The sequence below is a fragment of the Cryobacterium sp. Hh7 genome (assembly GCF_004403155.1).
Lineage (GTDB): Bacteria > Actinomycetota > Actinomycetes > Actinomycetales > Microbacteriaceae > Cryobacterium > Cryobacterium levicorallinum.
The window spans coordinates 83,044-97,984 of sequence record NZ_SOHG01000040.1 but is presented as its reverse complement, the minus strand read 5'-3'; the positions used below and the strand labels follow the sequence as shown (position 1 = coordinate 97,984).

At 66.6% G+C, this 14,941-nt stretch carries 13 protein-coding genes; 5 read left to right on the top strand and 8 right to left on the bottom strand.

Annotated features, from left to right (window positions below; genetic code table 11):
* The first annotated feature begins 70 nt into the window (after positions 1-70).
* Both E3T43_RS11985 and E3T43_RS11980 read left to right on the top strand, forming a co-directional pair.
* On the top strand, positions 71-916 hold the full coding sequence (locus tag E3T43_RS11985; protein WP_134472586.1) for an SGNH/GDSL hydrolase family protein: 846 nt from the start codon (positions 71-73) through the stop codon (positions 914-916).
* An 87-nt stretch (positions 917-1,003) separates the two neighbouring features.
* The gene (locus tag E3T43_RS11980) at positions 1,004-1,339 is read left to right on the top strand and encodes a helix-turn-helix transcriptional regulator (RefSeq protein WP_198414356.1); all 336 of its coding nucleotides are present in this window, start codon (positions 1,004-1,006) and stop codon (positions 1,337-1,339) included.
* 71 nt (positions 1,340-1,410) lie between these two features.
* Here E3T43_RS11980 and E3T43_RS11975 read toward each other — a convergent pair whose 3' ends face one another.
* From E3T43_RS11975 to E3T43_RS11945, 7 genes are all read right to left on the bottom strand, one after another.
* Positions 1,411-2,961 (bottom strand): NADH-quinone oxidoreductase subunit C, encoded by a 1,551-nt coding sequence (locus E3T43_RS11975; RefSeq protein ID WP_134472585.1) that lies wholly within the window; start codon positions 2,959-2,961, stop codon positions 1,411-1,413.
* Positions 2,962-2,987: 26 nt separating this feature from the next.
* A complete protein-coding gene (locus E3T43_RS11970) occupies positions 2,988-4,451 on the bottom strand; it encodes a proton-conducting transporter membrane subunit (RefSeq protein ID WP_092449962.1) in 1,464 nt (487 codons plus the stop codon).
* On the bottom strand, positions 4,451-5,110 hold the full coding sequence (locus E3T43_RS11965) for a hypothetical protein (RefSeq protein WP_092449961.1): 660 nt from the start codon (positions 5,108-5,110) through the stop codon (positions 4,451-4,453). The genes E3T43_RS11970 and E3T43_RS11965 overlap by 1 nt, the downstream gene beginning before the upstream one ends.
* Before the next feature lie 12 nt (positions 5,111-5,122).
* Positions 5,123-6,094, bottom strand: a complete 972-nt coding sequence (locus E3T43_RS11960; protein ID WP_134444402.1) for a respiratory chain complex I subunit 1 family protein — start codon at positions 6,092-6,094, stop codon at positions 5,123-5,125.
* The gene (locus tag E3T43_RS11955) at positions 6,091-8,229 is read right to left on the bottom strand and encodes a proton-conducting transporter membrane subunit (RefSeq protein ID WP_198414355.1); all 2,139 of its coding nucleotides are present in this window, start codon (positions 8,227-8,229) and stop codon (positions 6,091-6,093) included. Before E3T43_RS11955 ends, E3T43_RS11960 begins: the two co-directional genes overlap by 4 nt.
* Entirely contained in the window at positions 8,226-8,711 is a 486-nt protein-coding gene (locus tag E3T43_RS11950) for an NADH-quinone oxidoreductase subunit B family protein (protein WP_092449957.1), read from the bottom strand. Before E3T43_RS11950 ends, E3T43_RS11955 begins: the two co-directional genes overlap by 4 nt.
* A 188-nt stretch (positions 8,712-8,899) precedes the next feature.
* On the bottom strand, positions 8,900-9,364 hold the full coding sequence (locus E3T43_RS11945; RefSeq protein WP_104132405.1) for an Lrp/AsnC family transcriptional regulator: 465 nt from the start codon (positions 9,362-9,364) through the stop codon (positions 8,900-8,902).
* Between the two features lie 131 nt (positions 9,365-9,495).
* Between E3T43_RS11945 and pdhA the strand changes: the two genes are divergently transcribed.
* From pdhA to E3T43_RS11930, 3 genes are all read left to right on the top strand, one after another.
* Positions 9,496-10,590, top strand: a complete 1,095-nt coding sequence (gene pdhA, locus E3T43_RS11940; protein WP_134472584.1) for a pyruvate dehydrogenase (acetyl-transferring) E1 component subunit alpha — start codon at positions 9,496-9,498, stop codon at positions 10,588-10,590.
* Positions 10,591-10,676: 86 nt separating this feature from the next.
* Positions 10,677-11,636 (top strand): alpha-ketoacid dehydrogenase subunit beta, encoded by a 960-nt coding sequence (locus tag E3T43_RS11935; RefSeq protein ID WP_241978964.1) that lies wholly within the window; start codon positions 10,677-10,679, stop codon positions 11,634-11,636.
* Positions 11,633-13,099, top strand: coding sequence for a dihydrolipoamide acetyltransferase family protein (locus tag E3T43_RS11930; RefSeq protein ID WP_134472582.1), 1,467 nt, complete (start codon positions 11,633-11,635; stop codon positions 13,097-13,099). The genes E3T43_RS11935 and E3T43_RS11930 overlap by 4 nt, the downstream gene beginning before the upstream one ends.
* A 103-nt stretch (positions 13,100-13,202) precedes the next feature.
* Here E3T43_RS11930 and E3T43_RS11925 read toward each other — a convergent pair whose 3' ends face one another.
* Positions 13,203-14,759: an HNH endonuclease signature motif containing protein gene (locus E3T43_RS11925; protein WP_134472581.1), complete on the bottom strand. Its 1,557-nt coding sequence runs from the start codon at positions 14,757-14,759 to the stop codon at positions 13,203-13,205.
* Positions 14,760-14,941: the final 182 nt, after the last annotated feature.

Here is a 14,941-nt window from a genome sequence, read left to right as displayed (position 1 = left end):
CGCGTTCCTGACGCGAAAGACGGCCCGCGCACGCCTTGTTGAGGCCCCGCACCGGGTCTACGTTCGTGGCATGACAAATCAACGATTGGCTTCACGGTTTTTGCCTCGCCTCGGCGCTGTCGCCCTGGTCACTGTTGCCCTGCTGGCCGGTGCGGTGAGCGCCCCGGCGCTCGCGCAGACCTCTCCGTCCGTCAAAGCCTCCGCAACCAGCTATGTCGCTCTCGGCGACTCGTTCACCTCGGGTCAGGGTGCCCCGCCCTACGTGCCGGACGGCACCGCGTGCCTGCGTTCCAAGCGCGCCAGCTACCCGATCTTCGCGGACCTGGTCAGTCCGTTCAAACTCGTGTCGAACAAAGCCTGTTCCGGAGCCAGCACAGTGGATGTTCCCGCTCAGCTTCTCGGGGTCAGCCAGAGCACCGCTCTGGTCACGCTGACCGTCGGCGGCATCGATGCCGGCTCCAACATCGTTTTGGCGGCGTGTGCGCCCGACCCGGCCAGTTCGGTCTGCCTCGGCGCCATCCAAAACAGTGTGGCTCAGCTGAGCGTTCTCGCCCCCAAGCTCGTGGGTACCTACGGTCTCGTGGCGGCGACGTTGCCGCAGGCGAAGATCGCGGTGCTCAGTTATCCGCGCCAGTTCAAGCCGGGATTCTCCCCGCTGGGCGACGTGCTCAATGGTGCCACCGACGCACTGAACACTGTTATCGCGGGATCCGTCGCGGCGATGGCGACGCCACGCATCCGCTTTGTCGACGCCGCGCAGGAATTCGCCGCACACGGCATCGGGTCGCGCGTTCCATACTTTGCATTTGATGCGCTGAACCCGTTCGCGCCGGCCAACTTTCACCCGAACGCGCTTGGCAACAGCCTCGGTTACACTCGTGCCCTCGTGAATGACGGGGTGCTGCGCCTCCGCTAACGGCGATTCAGCGTACGTATTCAGCGTTACGCATTCAGCGGCAGCCATCTAATTGAAAGAATCATTAGGTAACGATATACTGAACCTGTGTTGTCTTCTGGTCTGCCCGCCGCCCAATTGAAGTCCGACCTGTTCAAGGCGCTCGGGCATCCGTTGCGGGTGCAGGTTTTGGAACAGCTCGTCGCCGGTGAACGCTCGGTGGGGTCACTCGCCGAGGCACTCGGCTGCGAGCTGTCCAACCTGTCGCAGCAGCTCGGTGTGCTGCGGCGGGCGGGGGTCGTGGTGACCCGGCGCGAGGGCAACTCCATCTTCTATGCGCTGCGCGACCAGGGCGCGGTGGAGCTGCTGGCCGCGGCCAAGCGCATGGTGCTGGCCAGCCTCACCGACTCGCACGCACTACTGCGCCACCTCGAGCAGGAGTAACACCCGCTCGCCACGGTCGGCCCGCTCGCCACGGTCGGCCCGCTCGCCACGGTCGGCCCGCCCGACGCGGTCTACAGGTCGTTGCCGGCGTAGGAGAGGTTGAAGCTCTTATTGGTGAGCGGAAAGTCGGGAACGATCGTTTCCGACAGGGCCTGCGGCACGGCGGGCCAGTTCAGGAACGACGGGTCGACGATCTTGACCCGGGCGAGCGTGCCGTCGGCGGCGAGCTCGACTCGGTGGGTTGCCGTACCCCGCCAGGCCTCGACGAGGGCCAGCCCGGTTCCGGCCGCGGTCGGGTTGACGCTGTACGCGGTCCCCGTGTGCCCCTGCAGTCGTTTCAGCAAGTCCAGCACGATGGCGGTCGACACCTCGACTTCCCGAGCGCGCACGGTGTAGCGAGCCAGCACGTCGCCGCCGTCCTCGGTCACGATGTGAAAGACCTCGCCGAGATTGACGAACGGATGCTCAAGGCGAGCGTCGGTCTCGATGCCGGAGGCGCGGGCGACGTAGCCGAGCGTGCCAAGCGTGGTCGCATGGGCCCGGGACAGGCGGGCCGTGCCGGTGAAGCGGCCGCGCACGATGGCGTGGCCGAGCGTGATCTCGGCCAGTTCGGCCATGTCGGCGGCAATGCGAGCCAGATCGTCGGCGTTCGGCAGGGCGGTGACCCTGGTGCCACCGATGCTGAGAGCGCCGCGGAGCAGGCGGTGCCCGGTGACCGATTTGTTGATGCGCATGAGCTGCTCACGCAGGCCCTGAGCGTGCGCGTCGATGATGCCGAAGCCGACATCGTTAGCGAGTGAGCCCAGGTCGGTGATGTGGTTGTACAGCCGCTCCAGTTCCAGGAGCAAGGCCCGCAACAGCCGGTCGGGTTCGGAGACCGGGGTGCCGGTGGCCTGCTCGACGGCCATGACGAAGGCGAGGGAATGGCCGACGGCCGTGTCCCCGCTGATTTGCTCGGCGAGCAGCACGCCCTCAGCCGCGTTCTTGCCCTCGAAGACCTTCTCGACGCCGCGGTGCAGGTACCACTGGCGCGCTTCCATGCGCACGATCGTCTCGCCGACGACCGAGAACCGAAAGTGTCCGGGCTCGATGATCCCGGCGTGAATCGGTCCGACGGCGATCTCATAAACCCCGGGACCTTCGACCGGGACGAACGGGAAGGATTCCACGTCGGGCTCGAACTCGGGTACGACCGAGTTGGCCTTGAGCATCGGATACCAGCCGCGCGGCCAGTGGCCGTGGCGCACCAGCCGGTGGGGCTGCGGGTGATCCCGCGGCTCGACACCGTACAGATCGCGAATCTCCCGCTCGAAGTTCCCGGCCGAAAACGACAGTTCGGCGAGGCTGGGAATCCAGGCGTCCGTGCGTGGCACGCTCACTGACAGATCAGCGCGCAGGGACGGGTCTGCTCCGACAAAGGAATACACGATGCGAAACTGGTCGCTGTCTTCGTGGCAGGCGATCAGGGCCAGACGACTGCCGGCATCCAACAGGGCACCGGCTGTTGTCGCCAGCTTCGAACGGTCGAGGTGGCGTAGCTCGGCACCGTCGCCGGCGGCCAGGCCGCGTTCGGTGGAGCGGCCGGAGGCCAACTCATCGGCGGCGTGGTCTTCAGGCGTCATGTCATTGGCTCGTCGGTCATCGCGCATCAGTTGGTACCTCCCAGAACGGCTGTGGCCTGCAGCAACAGAGTGCCGACCGGCTCGGCCACGAAGGCGATCGTCGCTGTGGTCGCCAGGGCCAGGATGATGGGCAAAATTGGACCGTGGGTGGAATAGTCCGGCGTGAACGCCTGGGGGCTCGGGGGCACGGTGGCCGCGGGTGCGCCGATGGTCATCTGCACGGTCAGCCGGGTGAAGGCGGCGAAGATGACGAGCAGCAGCAGGAGGGCCGCGCCGACGACTCCGCCGAGTCCCACCGACCAGCCGGCCATGATGATGCCGACCTCGGAGAAGAAGATGCTGAACGGGGGAAAGCCAACGATCGCCGCCATCGCCATCAGCCAGGGGATGGCGAGCCCGGGTCGTCGCACCAGCAGAGCCCGCACATCGGCGATCACCGGGGTGCCCTCGATCTTCAGGATGCGTCCGGAGATGACGAACAGGGTCGCCTTGATCAAGCCGTGGCCGAGAATGTAGAGCAACACCGACGGGAGGGCAGCCGGGCCGATGGCGACACCGATCGCCATGAGCCCCATGTGTTCGATGCTGGAGTAGGCGAGCATCCGCTTGTAATCGCGTTGCCGAATGAGCAGGGATGCGGCAACGAGCAGGGACAGCAGCCCGCCGATGCAGAGCATGGTGCGCAGAAACTCCGGACCGATCACGAGGTTGGTGATCGACTGGATGCGCAGGATGGCGTAGAGGGCGACCGAGAGAAGTACGCCGGACATGAGGCCGGAAACGGGCGCCGGGGCCTGGCTGTGGGCATCCGGCAGCCAACTGTGCATCGGGGCCAGGCCGGACTTGGTCGCGAATCCGAGCACGGCCAGGGCGCCGCCGGCGGTGATGAGTGCTGGGTCGAGGCCGAGGTCGGCCTGGCTCAGTAGACGCCAGGACAGGGTGGGGGTGTCGGTGCCGACCGAAGCGGCGTAGATGAGTACGATGCCGAGCAGCGCGATCGCGACACCGACCGAGCCGAGGATGACGTATTTCCAGGCGGCTTCGAGCGACCGCCGGGTGCGGTGGTGGCCGACCAGAAAGGCTGTGGCGATGGTCGTGGCTTCGACGGCCGCCCACATCAGGCCGATGCTGTCGGCGAGCACGGCGAGGGACATAGCTGCCAGGAACAGAGCGATAAGCGCTTCGTAGCCGGCGGCATCTCGGGTGCGGCTCGACGCCGCGCTACTGAGACCACCCCAGGTGGAGACGAGTCCGACCGCTCCGACGACACTGAGCATATAGGCCGAGAGAGCATCGGCGCGCAGCATACCGCCGCCAGCGGAGGGCACATCGCCGCCCAGCACGGCACCGATCAGGAACAGGCCGGAAACCAGCACGGCGCTCGATGCGGCGACACCGACGAAACGGCGGAGCGAAGACCCGCGCAGCAGCAGGCTGAGACCGGCGAAGACGAGTGGGCCGACGAGGGGCATCCACAGAATAACTGACATCAATCGTGCAACTCTCTGAGCTGATCGACGGCGGTGCCGCCGAACTTGGTGCGCATGCGGCCGGCAAAAACATGCAGAATGAGCACGACCAGCAGCACGTCGAGGGAGACCGCGAACTCGAGCAGAATCGGTACGCCGCCGCTGGTCAAAAACGCGATGGTGGCAATTCCGTTGTCGAGCAGCAGAAAGCCGATCAGCTGCGAGCGGGCGCGACGCCGACTGATCAGCAGCAGGAAGCCGATCAGGACCATGGCCAGCCCGATCGGGGCGGCATGGCCTGTCGTGGTGTCGCCGAGCCCGAAGATCCGGCTGACGACGACGTAGCTGAGAATCGTCAGGAGCGTGACGGCCAGCAGAGCGGCGGTCGGATTGAGCCGGGGTGACTCCTGAATCTGCTTGATCGACGCCTTGGACTGGTGCGCGAGCACCCAGGGCAGTCCGATGCCCTTGACCGAGAGGATGAGCAGCGACACGAGCACGAGTTCGGACTCACCCTCGGCGATGCCGATCACCGCAACGAGCGCGGCGAGGGCGACGCCCTGCAGCGCGAGCAGACGGATGGACGCGAGCAGCGAGTGTCGCCAGACCATGAGCGCGCTGGTCAGCAGCAGGGCTCCGGTACAGAGACCGATCAGTTGCGGAAAGAAGGTTTCAAACACGACGGATGCTCCTCAGGCGACCAGATAGGAGGCGGTGACGGCCAGGAAGGCGAGGGCGAACGAGCCCGCGAGCAGCTCGGGCACCTGGAACAGGCGTACCTTGGCGAGAAAGATCTCGCCGACGCTGAGCAGCACCCCCAGCACCAGCACCTTCACGGCGATCGAGACGACGCCAATCAGGAGGCCCAGGGCGCTGAAATCGGTGACGACACCCCACGGCACGATCAGGTTGCTGACCAGACCGAGCAGGGCAGCTAGCTTCAGCCAGGAGCCGACTTCGAGCCAGGCGAGGTCGCGTCCGCTCGCTTCGAGCGTCATCGCCTCGTGCAGCATGGTCACCTCAAGGTGGGTGCCAGGGTTATCGATGGGCAGTCGGGCGGTCTCGGCCATGATGGCGATCGACAGCGCGACGAGGGCCAGCACGCTGACCGGCGAGATGATCAGCTCGGGGGAGAGCAGCCGGGTTTCAACGATGACCGACAGGGTGCTGGTTCCGGCCGGAATCGAGAACGCGTAGACCGAGAGCAGCAGGGTCGGCTCAACCAGCGCGGCAACCGTCATGTGTCGGCTGGACCCCATGCCGCCGAAGGCGGTGCCGCCGTCGAGGCCGACCAGGGCGAGGGCGACGACGCCGATCAGCATGATGGAGACAATGACGAACAGGTCGCTGGGAATCAGCGCGAACGGAATCGTGCCGACCAGCGGCAGCAGCACGCAGAGCAGCAGGCTCGACACGACCAGGGCGACCGGACCGACTCGCAGCATCCAGCTGCTGTCGGTGCCGCGCACCGGGTTCTTCGCGAGCAGCTTGCGCAGGTCGCGCCAGGGCTGCCAGATTCCGGCGCCCGCGCGGCCCTCGATGGTGGCTCGCACCTGCCGGATCACACCCATCAGCAGCGGGGCGAGGAACACGAACAAGACAACCTGCACGAGGGCGATGATGATGGCGCTGACGTCCGTGGCATTCGCGTCGTAATTGTTCATAGGGAGACCACAATCAGCACGATCAGCAGCGCGACAAAGGAATAAGAGAGGTAGCGGTGGATGCTGCCGTTGGCGACGTGCCGCACGACCACGCCGTAGCGCTGGAACAGGTTGAGCACCGGACGGTACAGCCGGGTTTCGATCACATCGGAGACGCTCTGTTCCACCCGCACGCGTTCCACCAGATAGCGGGACTCGGCCACGTGGGTGACCTGCACGTCACGGGAGGGCTTGAGCACGTCGTCGAAAACGCGAACCAGCGGCTCCGCATACGACGTCGCGGTGTACTGCATGCGTGGCCGGGCTCGAGATCCGCCGCCACCCCAGGGCAGGTCGACGATACGGTGCGGATGCCGGCGGGCCGAGATGATGATCGCGACGATCACCGGGATGGCGACGAGGGCCGACAGGACGACGAGCATGATCGGGTCGAGCACCGCGCCGATGCCCGGCAGCGATACCCCGCCCAGTCCGACCGACCGCACCGCGGCCGTCGGGTCCGAACTGACCGTGGTCGCCACGAGGGCGGCGATCGGTCCCGGCAGCAAGCCGAGAGCGAGCACGGCCAGGGCGCCGAGGGCGAGTGAAATGCGCATCAGCGCCGGCACTTCCCGGGCATCCGCTGCGGCGGTGCTTCGTGGCCGGGCCAGGAAGGCGATGCCGTAGGCCTTGACGAAGGTGAGCAGCGCCAGACCGGCGGTCAGGGCGATCACGGCGACGGCGAGCGGCATAGCGACGGATGCCGCGACCGAGACGACCGCCCCATCGAGGCGACCGCCGTGAATGAGGGACTGCAGCAGCATCCACTCGGCGACGAAACCGCTCGTGATCGGGATGGCGGCCGCGCCGAGGCTGGCGATGCCGAACGCGGCGGCAGTGACGGGCATACGGGCGCCGAGGCCGCCGAGCCGGTCGAGGTTGCGTTCGCCGGTGGCGTGGATAATGGCGCCAGCACCGAGGAACAGCGTGGACTTGAATGCGGCGTGGCTGACGGCGAGCAGCAGGGCGGCGACGAGCGCGGCATCCGCTGCCGCTTGCGCGTCGTAGCCGCGCAGCAGCATGCTCGCGCCGAGGCCGAGAAAGACCAGACCCATGTTCTCGGTGGTCGAGTACGCCAGCAAAACCTTGAGGTCACTCGACACGGAGGCCTGCAGAATGCCGTACAAAGCGGATGCGCCACCGACCAGCATGATCGCAATGCCCCACCAGGCCGGACCGTCGGGCAGCAGACGCACGCAGACCAGCAGGCCGCCGTAGACGCCGATCTTGACCATAGCGCCGCTCATCGCAGCCGAGACGTGGCTCGGGGCTTCGGGCAGTACCCGGGGTACCCAGACGTGCAGCGGAACGAGTTCGGCCTTGCCGCCGAAACCGAGCAGGAACAGGACAAAGGCGACGTTCGCGGCCCAGCCACCGGGTTCGATCGCCTGCAGGCTGGTGAAGCTGGTGCCGCCCGAAGCGGCGGCGAGCACGGCGAATCCGGCGAGGATGAAGAAGAAGCTCAACTGCGACATGGCTGAGTACCAGATGCCGGCCGAGGCGACCGAGGCGCGGCTGGCGTGATCGGCCAGCAGGAGAACGGTGGAGCCGAGGGTCATGACCTCCCAGGCCAGCAGGAACGACACCGAGTCGGTCGCCGCGGGAACGAGTTGCATGCCCACGAGGAACACCGGCATGGCGACCCAGGCGGTGCGGCTCGCGTCGGGTCCGCTGGTCGAGCTCATCGAGTAGAGCGAGACGAGTATGCCGACGCCCGACACGATGAGCATGAACAGACCGCCGAGACGGTCGGGGGCCAGCAGCAGTGGGTCCATCGGCAGAGCCAGGGGAATAAGCAGGCCGCCGGTCGAGCCGAGCATCGCGGCGAGGCCGGTGACGAAACCGGTCACGGCGATCAGGGTGCAGAGGATGCCGCCGGCCCGCGACCGCAGGGACGGTGCGGCCAGCAGGGCGGTCACCACGGCCAGCGCGCCGAGGCCCAGTTGCAGCAGGAGCCCGGCTCCGATACCCGTTTGCATGAGCAGGCCCGTTCCGGTCTCGGTGTGCAGCAGGAGCCCGGCTCCGCTACCCGTTTGCATGAGCAGGCCCGTTCCGGTCTCGGTGTGCAGCAGGAGCCCGGCTCCGCTACCCGTCATCGGCCGGTCATCCGGCGCAGGGCCTGCACGATCTCGGTCGGTTCCGGCGGACTGCCCGGTACCTCGATATCGACGTGCACGAAATCAGAAACGGGCCCCATAATGCCGTAGCCGTCGCGGAAGGCGCCACCGTGGATGGCGCAGTCGCCGACCACGATCACAAACCGGGGGGTGGGGGTGGCCTCGATGGTGCGGCGCAACGGTTCGGCCATATTGCGGGTCACGCTGCCGACGATGAGCAGCACGTCGGCATGCCGCGGCGAGGGCACCAGGCGGACGCCGTAGCGTTCCACGTCGTAGACCGGGCCGAACGCGGCAGAAACTTCCAGGGCACAGTCATTGCAGCCGCCGGCGTTGATGTAGCGCACCTGTACGCTTCCGCCGAAGACTTCGGCTCCGGGAAACAGGGGCGGGGCGGTCGGTGCCGGTTCGGCGATACGTCCGCCGTGGCGAATGAGCGTGGCCAATCGAAGGAAGCTCATCGGAGCCCCTGGTCTGCATGCATGTTCACGAAGCTGGAGCCTTCTGTGGGGAGCGTGAAAGTCGAAGGTGCTGGGCAGGCGACGGATTCTGCGGTGCGTCTGGTTGGGTGCAAGACTACCAGCGCGATTAACTTCATTACTTCTTTATATAACTATATGAAGAATTTAGCAAATAGATCGAATCGTGCTTAGGCGTGCCGGTCGAGCAGCGGGGTGAGGCGATACGGGATGACCTCGCCCATCGCGAGCGAGGTTTCGGTGCGCTCGACCCCATCACAGGCGAGGATCGTGCCATCGATCCGAAACAGATCAGCGGCATCCGTGCAGACCACGCGCACGAGCAGATCGGCCTGCCCGCTCATGCCGTGCGCCTGCACGATTTCGGGAATTTTGGCGAGATCGATCACGATTTGAGCGAGGCGCTTCTGCTGCACATGCACCTCGATGAACGCGGTCAGCGGGTAGCCCAGAGCGGCCGGATTGATGCGGCGGTCGAAGCCGAGAAAGGCGCCCGAATCTTCCAATCGCTTCATGCGGGCCTGCACGGTGTTGCGCGACAGCCCCAGGGTGTCGGCGAGGGCGACGAAGGTGCTGCGCGGGTCGGCCGAGAGGGCTTGCAGGAGCTGTGTGTCGGTCTTGTCAAGGCTGTACATAGTGCAAAACTTTAACACGGTCCGACGAGTCTGAATAGGGCACTCTGCTCACTTTTTTCGTCAGTGGTTGTGCTCCCTGCGGGGTCGACATAGGCTCACGTCAACTTTAGCAATGACGCTCGGAGCGAACCATGATTGATTTCTCCCCTCAGCTGGTGCAACTTCTCTCGCTTGACGGCGAGCGGATGCCCCGGCCCGACTTCGACCCGTGGGTCGACGATCTAGACGGGCCGGCACTGCTGGCCCTGTACCGCGACATGGTCGTAGTGCGCCGGATCGACACCGAGGCGACCGCCCTGCAACGCCAGGGCGAACTCGGACTGTGGCCGCCGCTGCTCGGCCAGGAAGCCGCGCAGATCGGCTCGGCCCGTGCCTTGCGTGACGATGATTTCATCTTTCCGAGCTACCGGGAGAACGCCGTCGCCTACTGTCGCGGCGTCAACCTGACCGACATCGTCAAGGTCTGGCGCGGCAACGCCCAGTCCGGCTGGGACCCTTACACGGTCAATATGGCCACGCCGAACATCATCATCGGCGCGCAGACCCTGCACGCCACCGGGTGGGCGCTCGGCGCCCAGCGCGACGAAGTCGACTCGGTCGCCATCACCTACTTCGGCGACGGCGCCACCAGCCAGGGCGACGTCAACGAGGCCATGGTTTTCGCCGCAAGCTTTCAGGCCCCGGTGGTTTTCTTCTGCCAGAACAACCAGTGGGCCATCTCCGAACCGGTCGGGCTGCAAGCACACCGCAACATCGCCGATCGGGCACCGGGCTTCGGCATCCCGAGCCTGCGCATCGACGGCAACGACGTGATCGCGGTGATGGCGGCGACCAGGATCGCCCTCGACCGGGCCCGCACCGGCGGCGGCCCCACCTTCATCGAAGCGGTCACCTACCGCATGGGACCGCACACCACAGCGGATGACCCCACCCGCTACCGCGACCCGGCCGAACTCGCCGAATGGAAGACCCGCGATCCGCTGCTGCGGCTGCACCGGCTGCTGGAGCGGCTTGACGTGATCACCCCCGAGGTCGAAGCCGAGACCCAGGCCATCGCCGACCAGGTGGCTGCCGAACTACGCGCCGGCTGCATCGGCCTGGCCGACCCACAACCGCTGAGCGTGTTCGACCACGTGTACACCACCCCTAACGCGACCCTCGAGCGCCAGCGCACCGACTATGCCGGCTACCTCACGAGCTTCGGCACACCTGGAGAAGGACGATGACCATGACCACCCTGATGACCCCCGCCAGCTTGCCCGGCCTTGATGCCCCGAAACCGGTCCCACTGACCGAGACCAAGACCCTCACCATGGGGAAGGCAATCAATGAGGGCCTGCGCCAGGCCATGCTCGACGACCCCAAGGTGGTGCTCCTCGGCGAGGATATCGGGGCCCTCGGCGGTGTCTTTCGGGTCACGAGCGATCTGCTCGCTCAGTTCGGCGCTCGCCGGGTTATTGACACACCCCTGGCCGAATCCGCGATTATCGGCACCGCGGTCGGACTGGCTTACCGCGGCTACCGCCCGGTCTGTGAGATTCAGTTTGACGGTTTCATCTTTCCCGGCTTCGACCAGATCGTCAGCCAGGTCGCCAAGTTCCACTACCGCACCCAGGGGGCCGTGCGCATGCCCATCACCATTCGGGTGCCGTTCGGCGGCGGCATCGGCGCGGCCGAACACCACTCCGAATCACCGGAGGCCTACTTCACCCACACCTCCGGCCTGCGGGTGATCGCCGTCTCCAACGCTCAGGACGCCTACAGCCTCATCCGGCAGGCCATCGCGAGCGACGACCCGGTGCTCTACTTCGAGCCCAAGCGTCGCTACCACGTCAAGGGCGAGGTCGTTCCCGAGCTCGGCACCCCGATGGAGCAGGCCGTCATCGTCACTCCGGGAACGGATGTCACGCTCCTCACCTATGGCGCGCTGGTGTCGACCGCGAAGGATGCGGCGCTCGCTGCGGCCGACGAGGGCGTGTCGATCGAGGTCATCGACCTGCGGTCGCTGTCCCCGGTGGATTACGTGGTGGTGGAGGCATCCGTTCGCAAGACCGGGCGCTTGGTCGTGACCCACGAGGCGGCCCAGTCGGGTGGACTCGGCGGCGAGATCATCGCGACCGTCACTGAACGCTGCTTCAGCTATCTGGAATCCGCCCCGGTGCGGGTGACCGGCTTCGACGTGCCATATCCGCCGGCCAAGCTCGAAAGTCACCACCTTCCCGACCTGGACCGCATTCTCGACGGCGTCGACCGGGCGATGGGGCGACGATGATCAAGGTCTTCAAGCTGCCCGACCTCGGTGAGGGGCTCACCGAATCAGAGATCGTCGCCTGGCTCGTGGTGCCGGGCGATGCGGTCACGCTCAACCAGCACATCGCCGACGTCGAAACGGCCAAGGCCGTGGTCGAACTGCCGAGCCCGTTCGCCGGTGTGGTGAGCGAGCTGCACCGTCCGGCCGGTGTGGTCGTGCACGTCGGCGAGCCGATCGTCAGCTTCGACGTGGGTGGCGACGCCGACACCCCCGATACCGGTGCAACGGATGCTGCGGCACCCGCCCAAGCCGAGAAGCGCGAGGCCAACCTGGTCGGCTACGGACCTGCCGTCGAGAGCGGCGGGCACCCGCAGCGCCGGGCCCGGCCGGGTGACGGCGTGACGGTCTCAGCCGGCGGGCCCGCCGTTGCTGAGGCTGATGGTTCCGCTGGCGGTCAGGCCGTTGGCAACACGGCAGTGCCGGCTGCGTCCGTCGGTCGGGCAGCCCCGGGAACGTCTGCCGTCACCGACCGGGCAGCGGCAGCCCCCGGAACGCCTGCCGTCTCCGACCAGCCCGCCGCAGCATCCGTTGCAGACCGGCCGCGCTCGACCCCGCCGGTGCGCGCCCTGGCCCGCGATCTCGGTATCGACCTCACCACGGTCACCGGGACCGGGCGCGACGGCCTGATCACCAGAGATGACGTGCGCGCCCACATCACCGAGTCGGTGCCGACGACCGGTCTGCTCGTATCGACGCCCGACGGATCCGGGTCAGGAGTGTTCGAGCGTGAGACCCGCGCGCCGATCAAGAGCCTGCGCAAGCTCACGGCCAAGGCCATGGTGCAGAGCGCATTCACGGCGCCGCACGTGACCGAATTCCTCACCATCGACGTCACGCCGACCGTGGAACTGCTCGATTCCCTGCGCGCTGACCGGGCCTTTGCCGATGCCGGCATCGGAATCCTGACCGTGGTGGCCAAAGCACTCTGCCTCGCCGTTGGCCGCACGCCCGCGGTGAACACCCGGTGGGATGAATCGGCCGGCGAAATCGTTCAGTTCCACTACGTGAACCTCGGCATCGCCGCGGCCACCCCGCGTGGACTGATGGTGCCGAACATCGTCGACGCCGACCGGCTCGACCTGCGCGGCCTCGCCGCGGCGCTCGCCGAACTGACGACGGCGGCCCGGGCTGGCACGACAGCCCCGGCCGCACTGTCCGGCGGCACGATCACGATCACGAACATTGGGGTGTTCGGCATCGATGCCGGAACGCCCATTTTGAACCCGGGGGAGGCGGCGATCCTCGCGATGGGCGCCATTCGCTCGCGGCCCTGGGAGTATCGCGGTCAGATTGCGTTGCGCAAGGTGCTCACGCTCAGCCTGTCGTTCGATCACCGTCTGGTCGATGGCGAGCAGGGCTCCCGCTTTCTCGCCGACATCGGCACCATCCTCGCCGACCCCGCTCGGGTTCTGACCATGGTCTAGCCCCCTCACAGCACGGCGGAGGTGCGGTGGCGCTGACAGGCGCCCTGGTCCGTTGATCCAGGTCTTGCACCAGCAGCGTCAACCGCTCTAATCCGCATGGATTTCACGTGCGCCAGGGCGGTTCGGGGCTGGGAGTGTTGGCCCGGTGGCTTTGTCCGGGGCGCCACGTCTGAGACGGGTCCCAGATCAGGGGGCCGCGTACTTGAGGCCGACCGTCTTTCATGCGAATTTTCCATCCACTGGTCTCAATCGTGTGGTGATGGAACCAACACAGGAGACACCCATTGTCGACGTTGGTCGGTCCGCCCTTTCCGTCCGGGAGTACGTGGTGGACTTCGGTCCAGCGGGCGGGGATGGTGCAGCCGGGGATGATGCAGCCTCCGTCGCGGGCGGCGATGGCGGCGCGCTGTTTGGGGGTGAAGCAGCGGACTTTATCGCCGAGGTAGAGCACATCGCCGTTGTCGCCGAAGATGACTTTTTGGGCGCCGCCGGAGCAGATGGTCTCTTTTACCCGGCGCAGGCTGACGGGGGCTTCGACGCCGTCGATCCAGCCGACGCCGCGGCCTGCGTTGAGGTCGGTGGCGTTGACGTGGATCATGACGGTGGGGGCGGCGCCGCCCATGGTCGGGGTCTTGGGGTCGCGCCCGGCCGCCTGGAAGACGTCGCGGAGGATGTCGGCACGTTTCTCACCCGCAGTGCGGCGGTCCCCGTCGAACCGGGTGTCCCCGCTGCACTGTTCAGAGCTGTACTGTTCGGCGCTGAAGCGTTCGGTGTTTCCGGCTGACTCATCAATACCATCTTGTGTGGCGCCGTCGGTGCTGCCGTCGAGGGATTCAGTGGGCCGGAACATGGGGGTGCGTGACCTGGCCGACAGGTAGGTGTCGAAGAGGTTGTCCATGATGCCGCGCAGTTCGGGGGTGACGTCGGCCCGCAGCGGGTAGAGCCCGTTGCGCAGCAGCCCGAACGTCAGGGTGCTCGTCGCCTCGGTCACGTCGTCGTTCGGGGCGGTGCCGTCGGGGTCGAGGCGGGCTTGCCATTCCATTGCCTGCGCGCGCAGCACGTCGGGGGCGAAGCGGATGCCCGCGCCGGGCAGTCCGGCCGTCTCCGGGGTGATGGCACCAGTGGCGGTGGCGACGAGGGCGCGTTCAACTCGGTCGAGGTCGCCCGGCAGGACTTTCCCCTGGAGGGCGGTGAGGGTGCTGGCGATGATCTCGGCTGATTCCACCCCGAGTTCGCCGCTGCCCAGGCCGTCGGCGATGACTGGGTACCGGGCGGGGATGGGCAGGCCGAGTGGGGTGCGTTCCACCGCGGTCTCACCGAGCTTGAGGCGCCGTTTGGCCTCGCGGCCGGAGATGCCGGCGAGCTGAGTGATGAACTCGACCCGGTTGCGGCATCCGTTCTGGTAGGCCAGCGACCCGTTGCCGAGGTCGGTTTCGGCGCGCACACCGATGTCGGTGGTAGCGCGTAGCCTGGCCCCATCGACCTTGCGGCCCAGCCCTTCCAACGCCGCGAGAACGGCAACAGCTTCGGCATCGTCGAGGTGACCAAACCGCACGCCATCGATCACAGAAGCGAGCAACGCACAGGCCTGGGCAATGACCGAAACGCGGGACCCCTCTGGTACGGAGCCGGCTGCGGCGGGCGGGGCAGTGAGGGTCATGGCGTCGATGCCTCCTTCACCCACGATTATAGCCGACAACAACCCCAAATGCGAGTAAATCTCACCCTTTTGGTGACCTGAAATCAGAAATTAATTCGCATCCGAGAGCGGTTGAACTGTTGCTTCGGCCTTCCTGGAGCAACCGTTGCCCCGTTTTCGCGAGCTCAGGCAGACGCGCAACG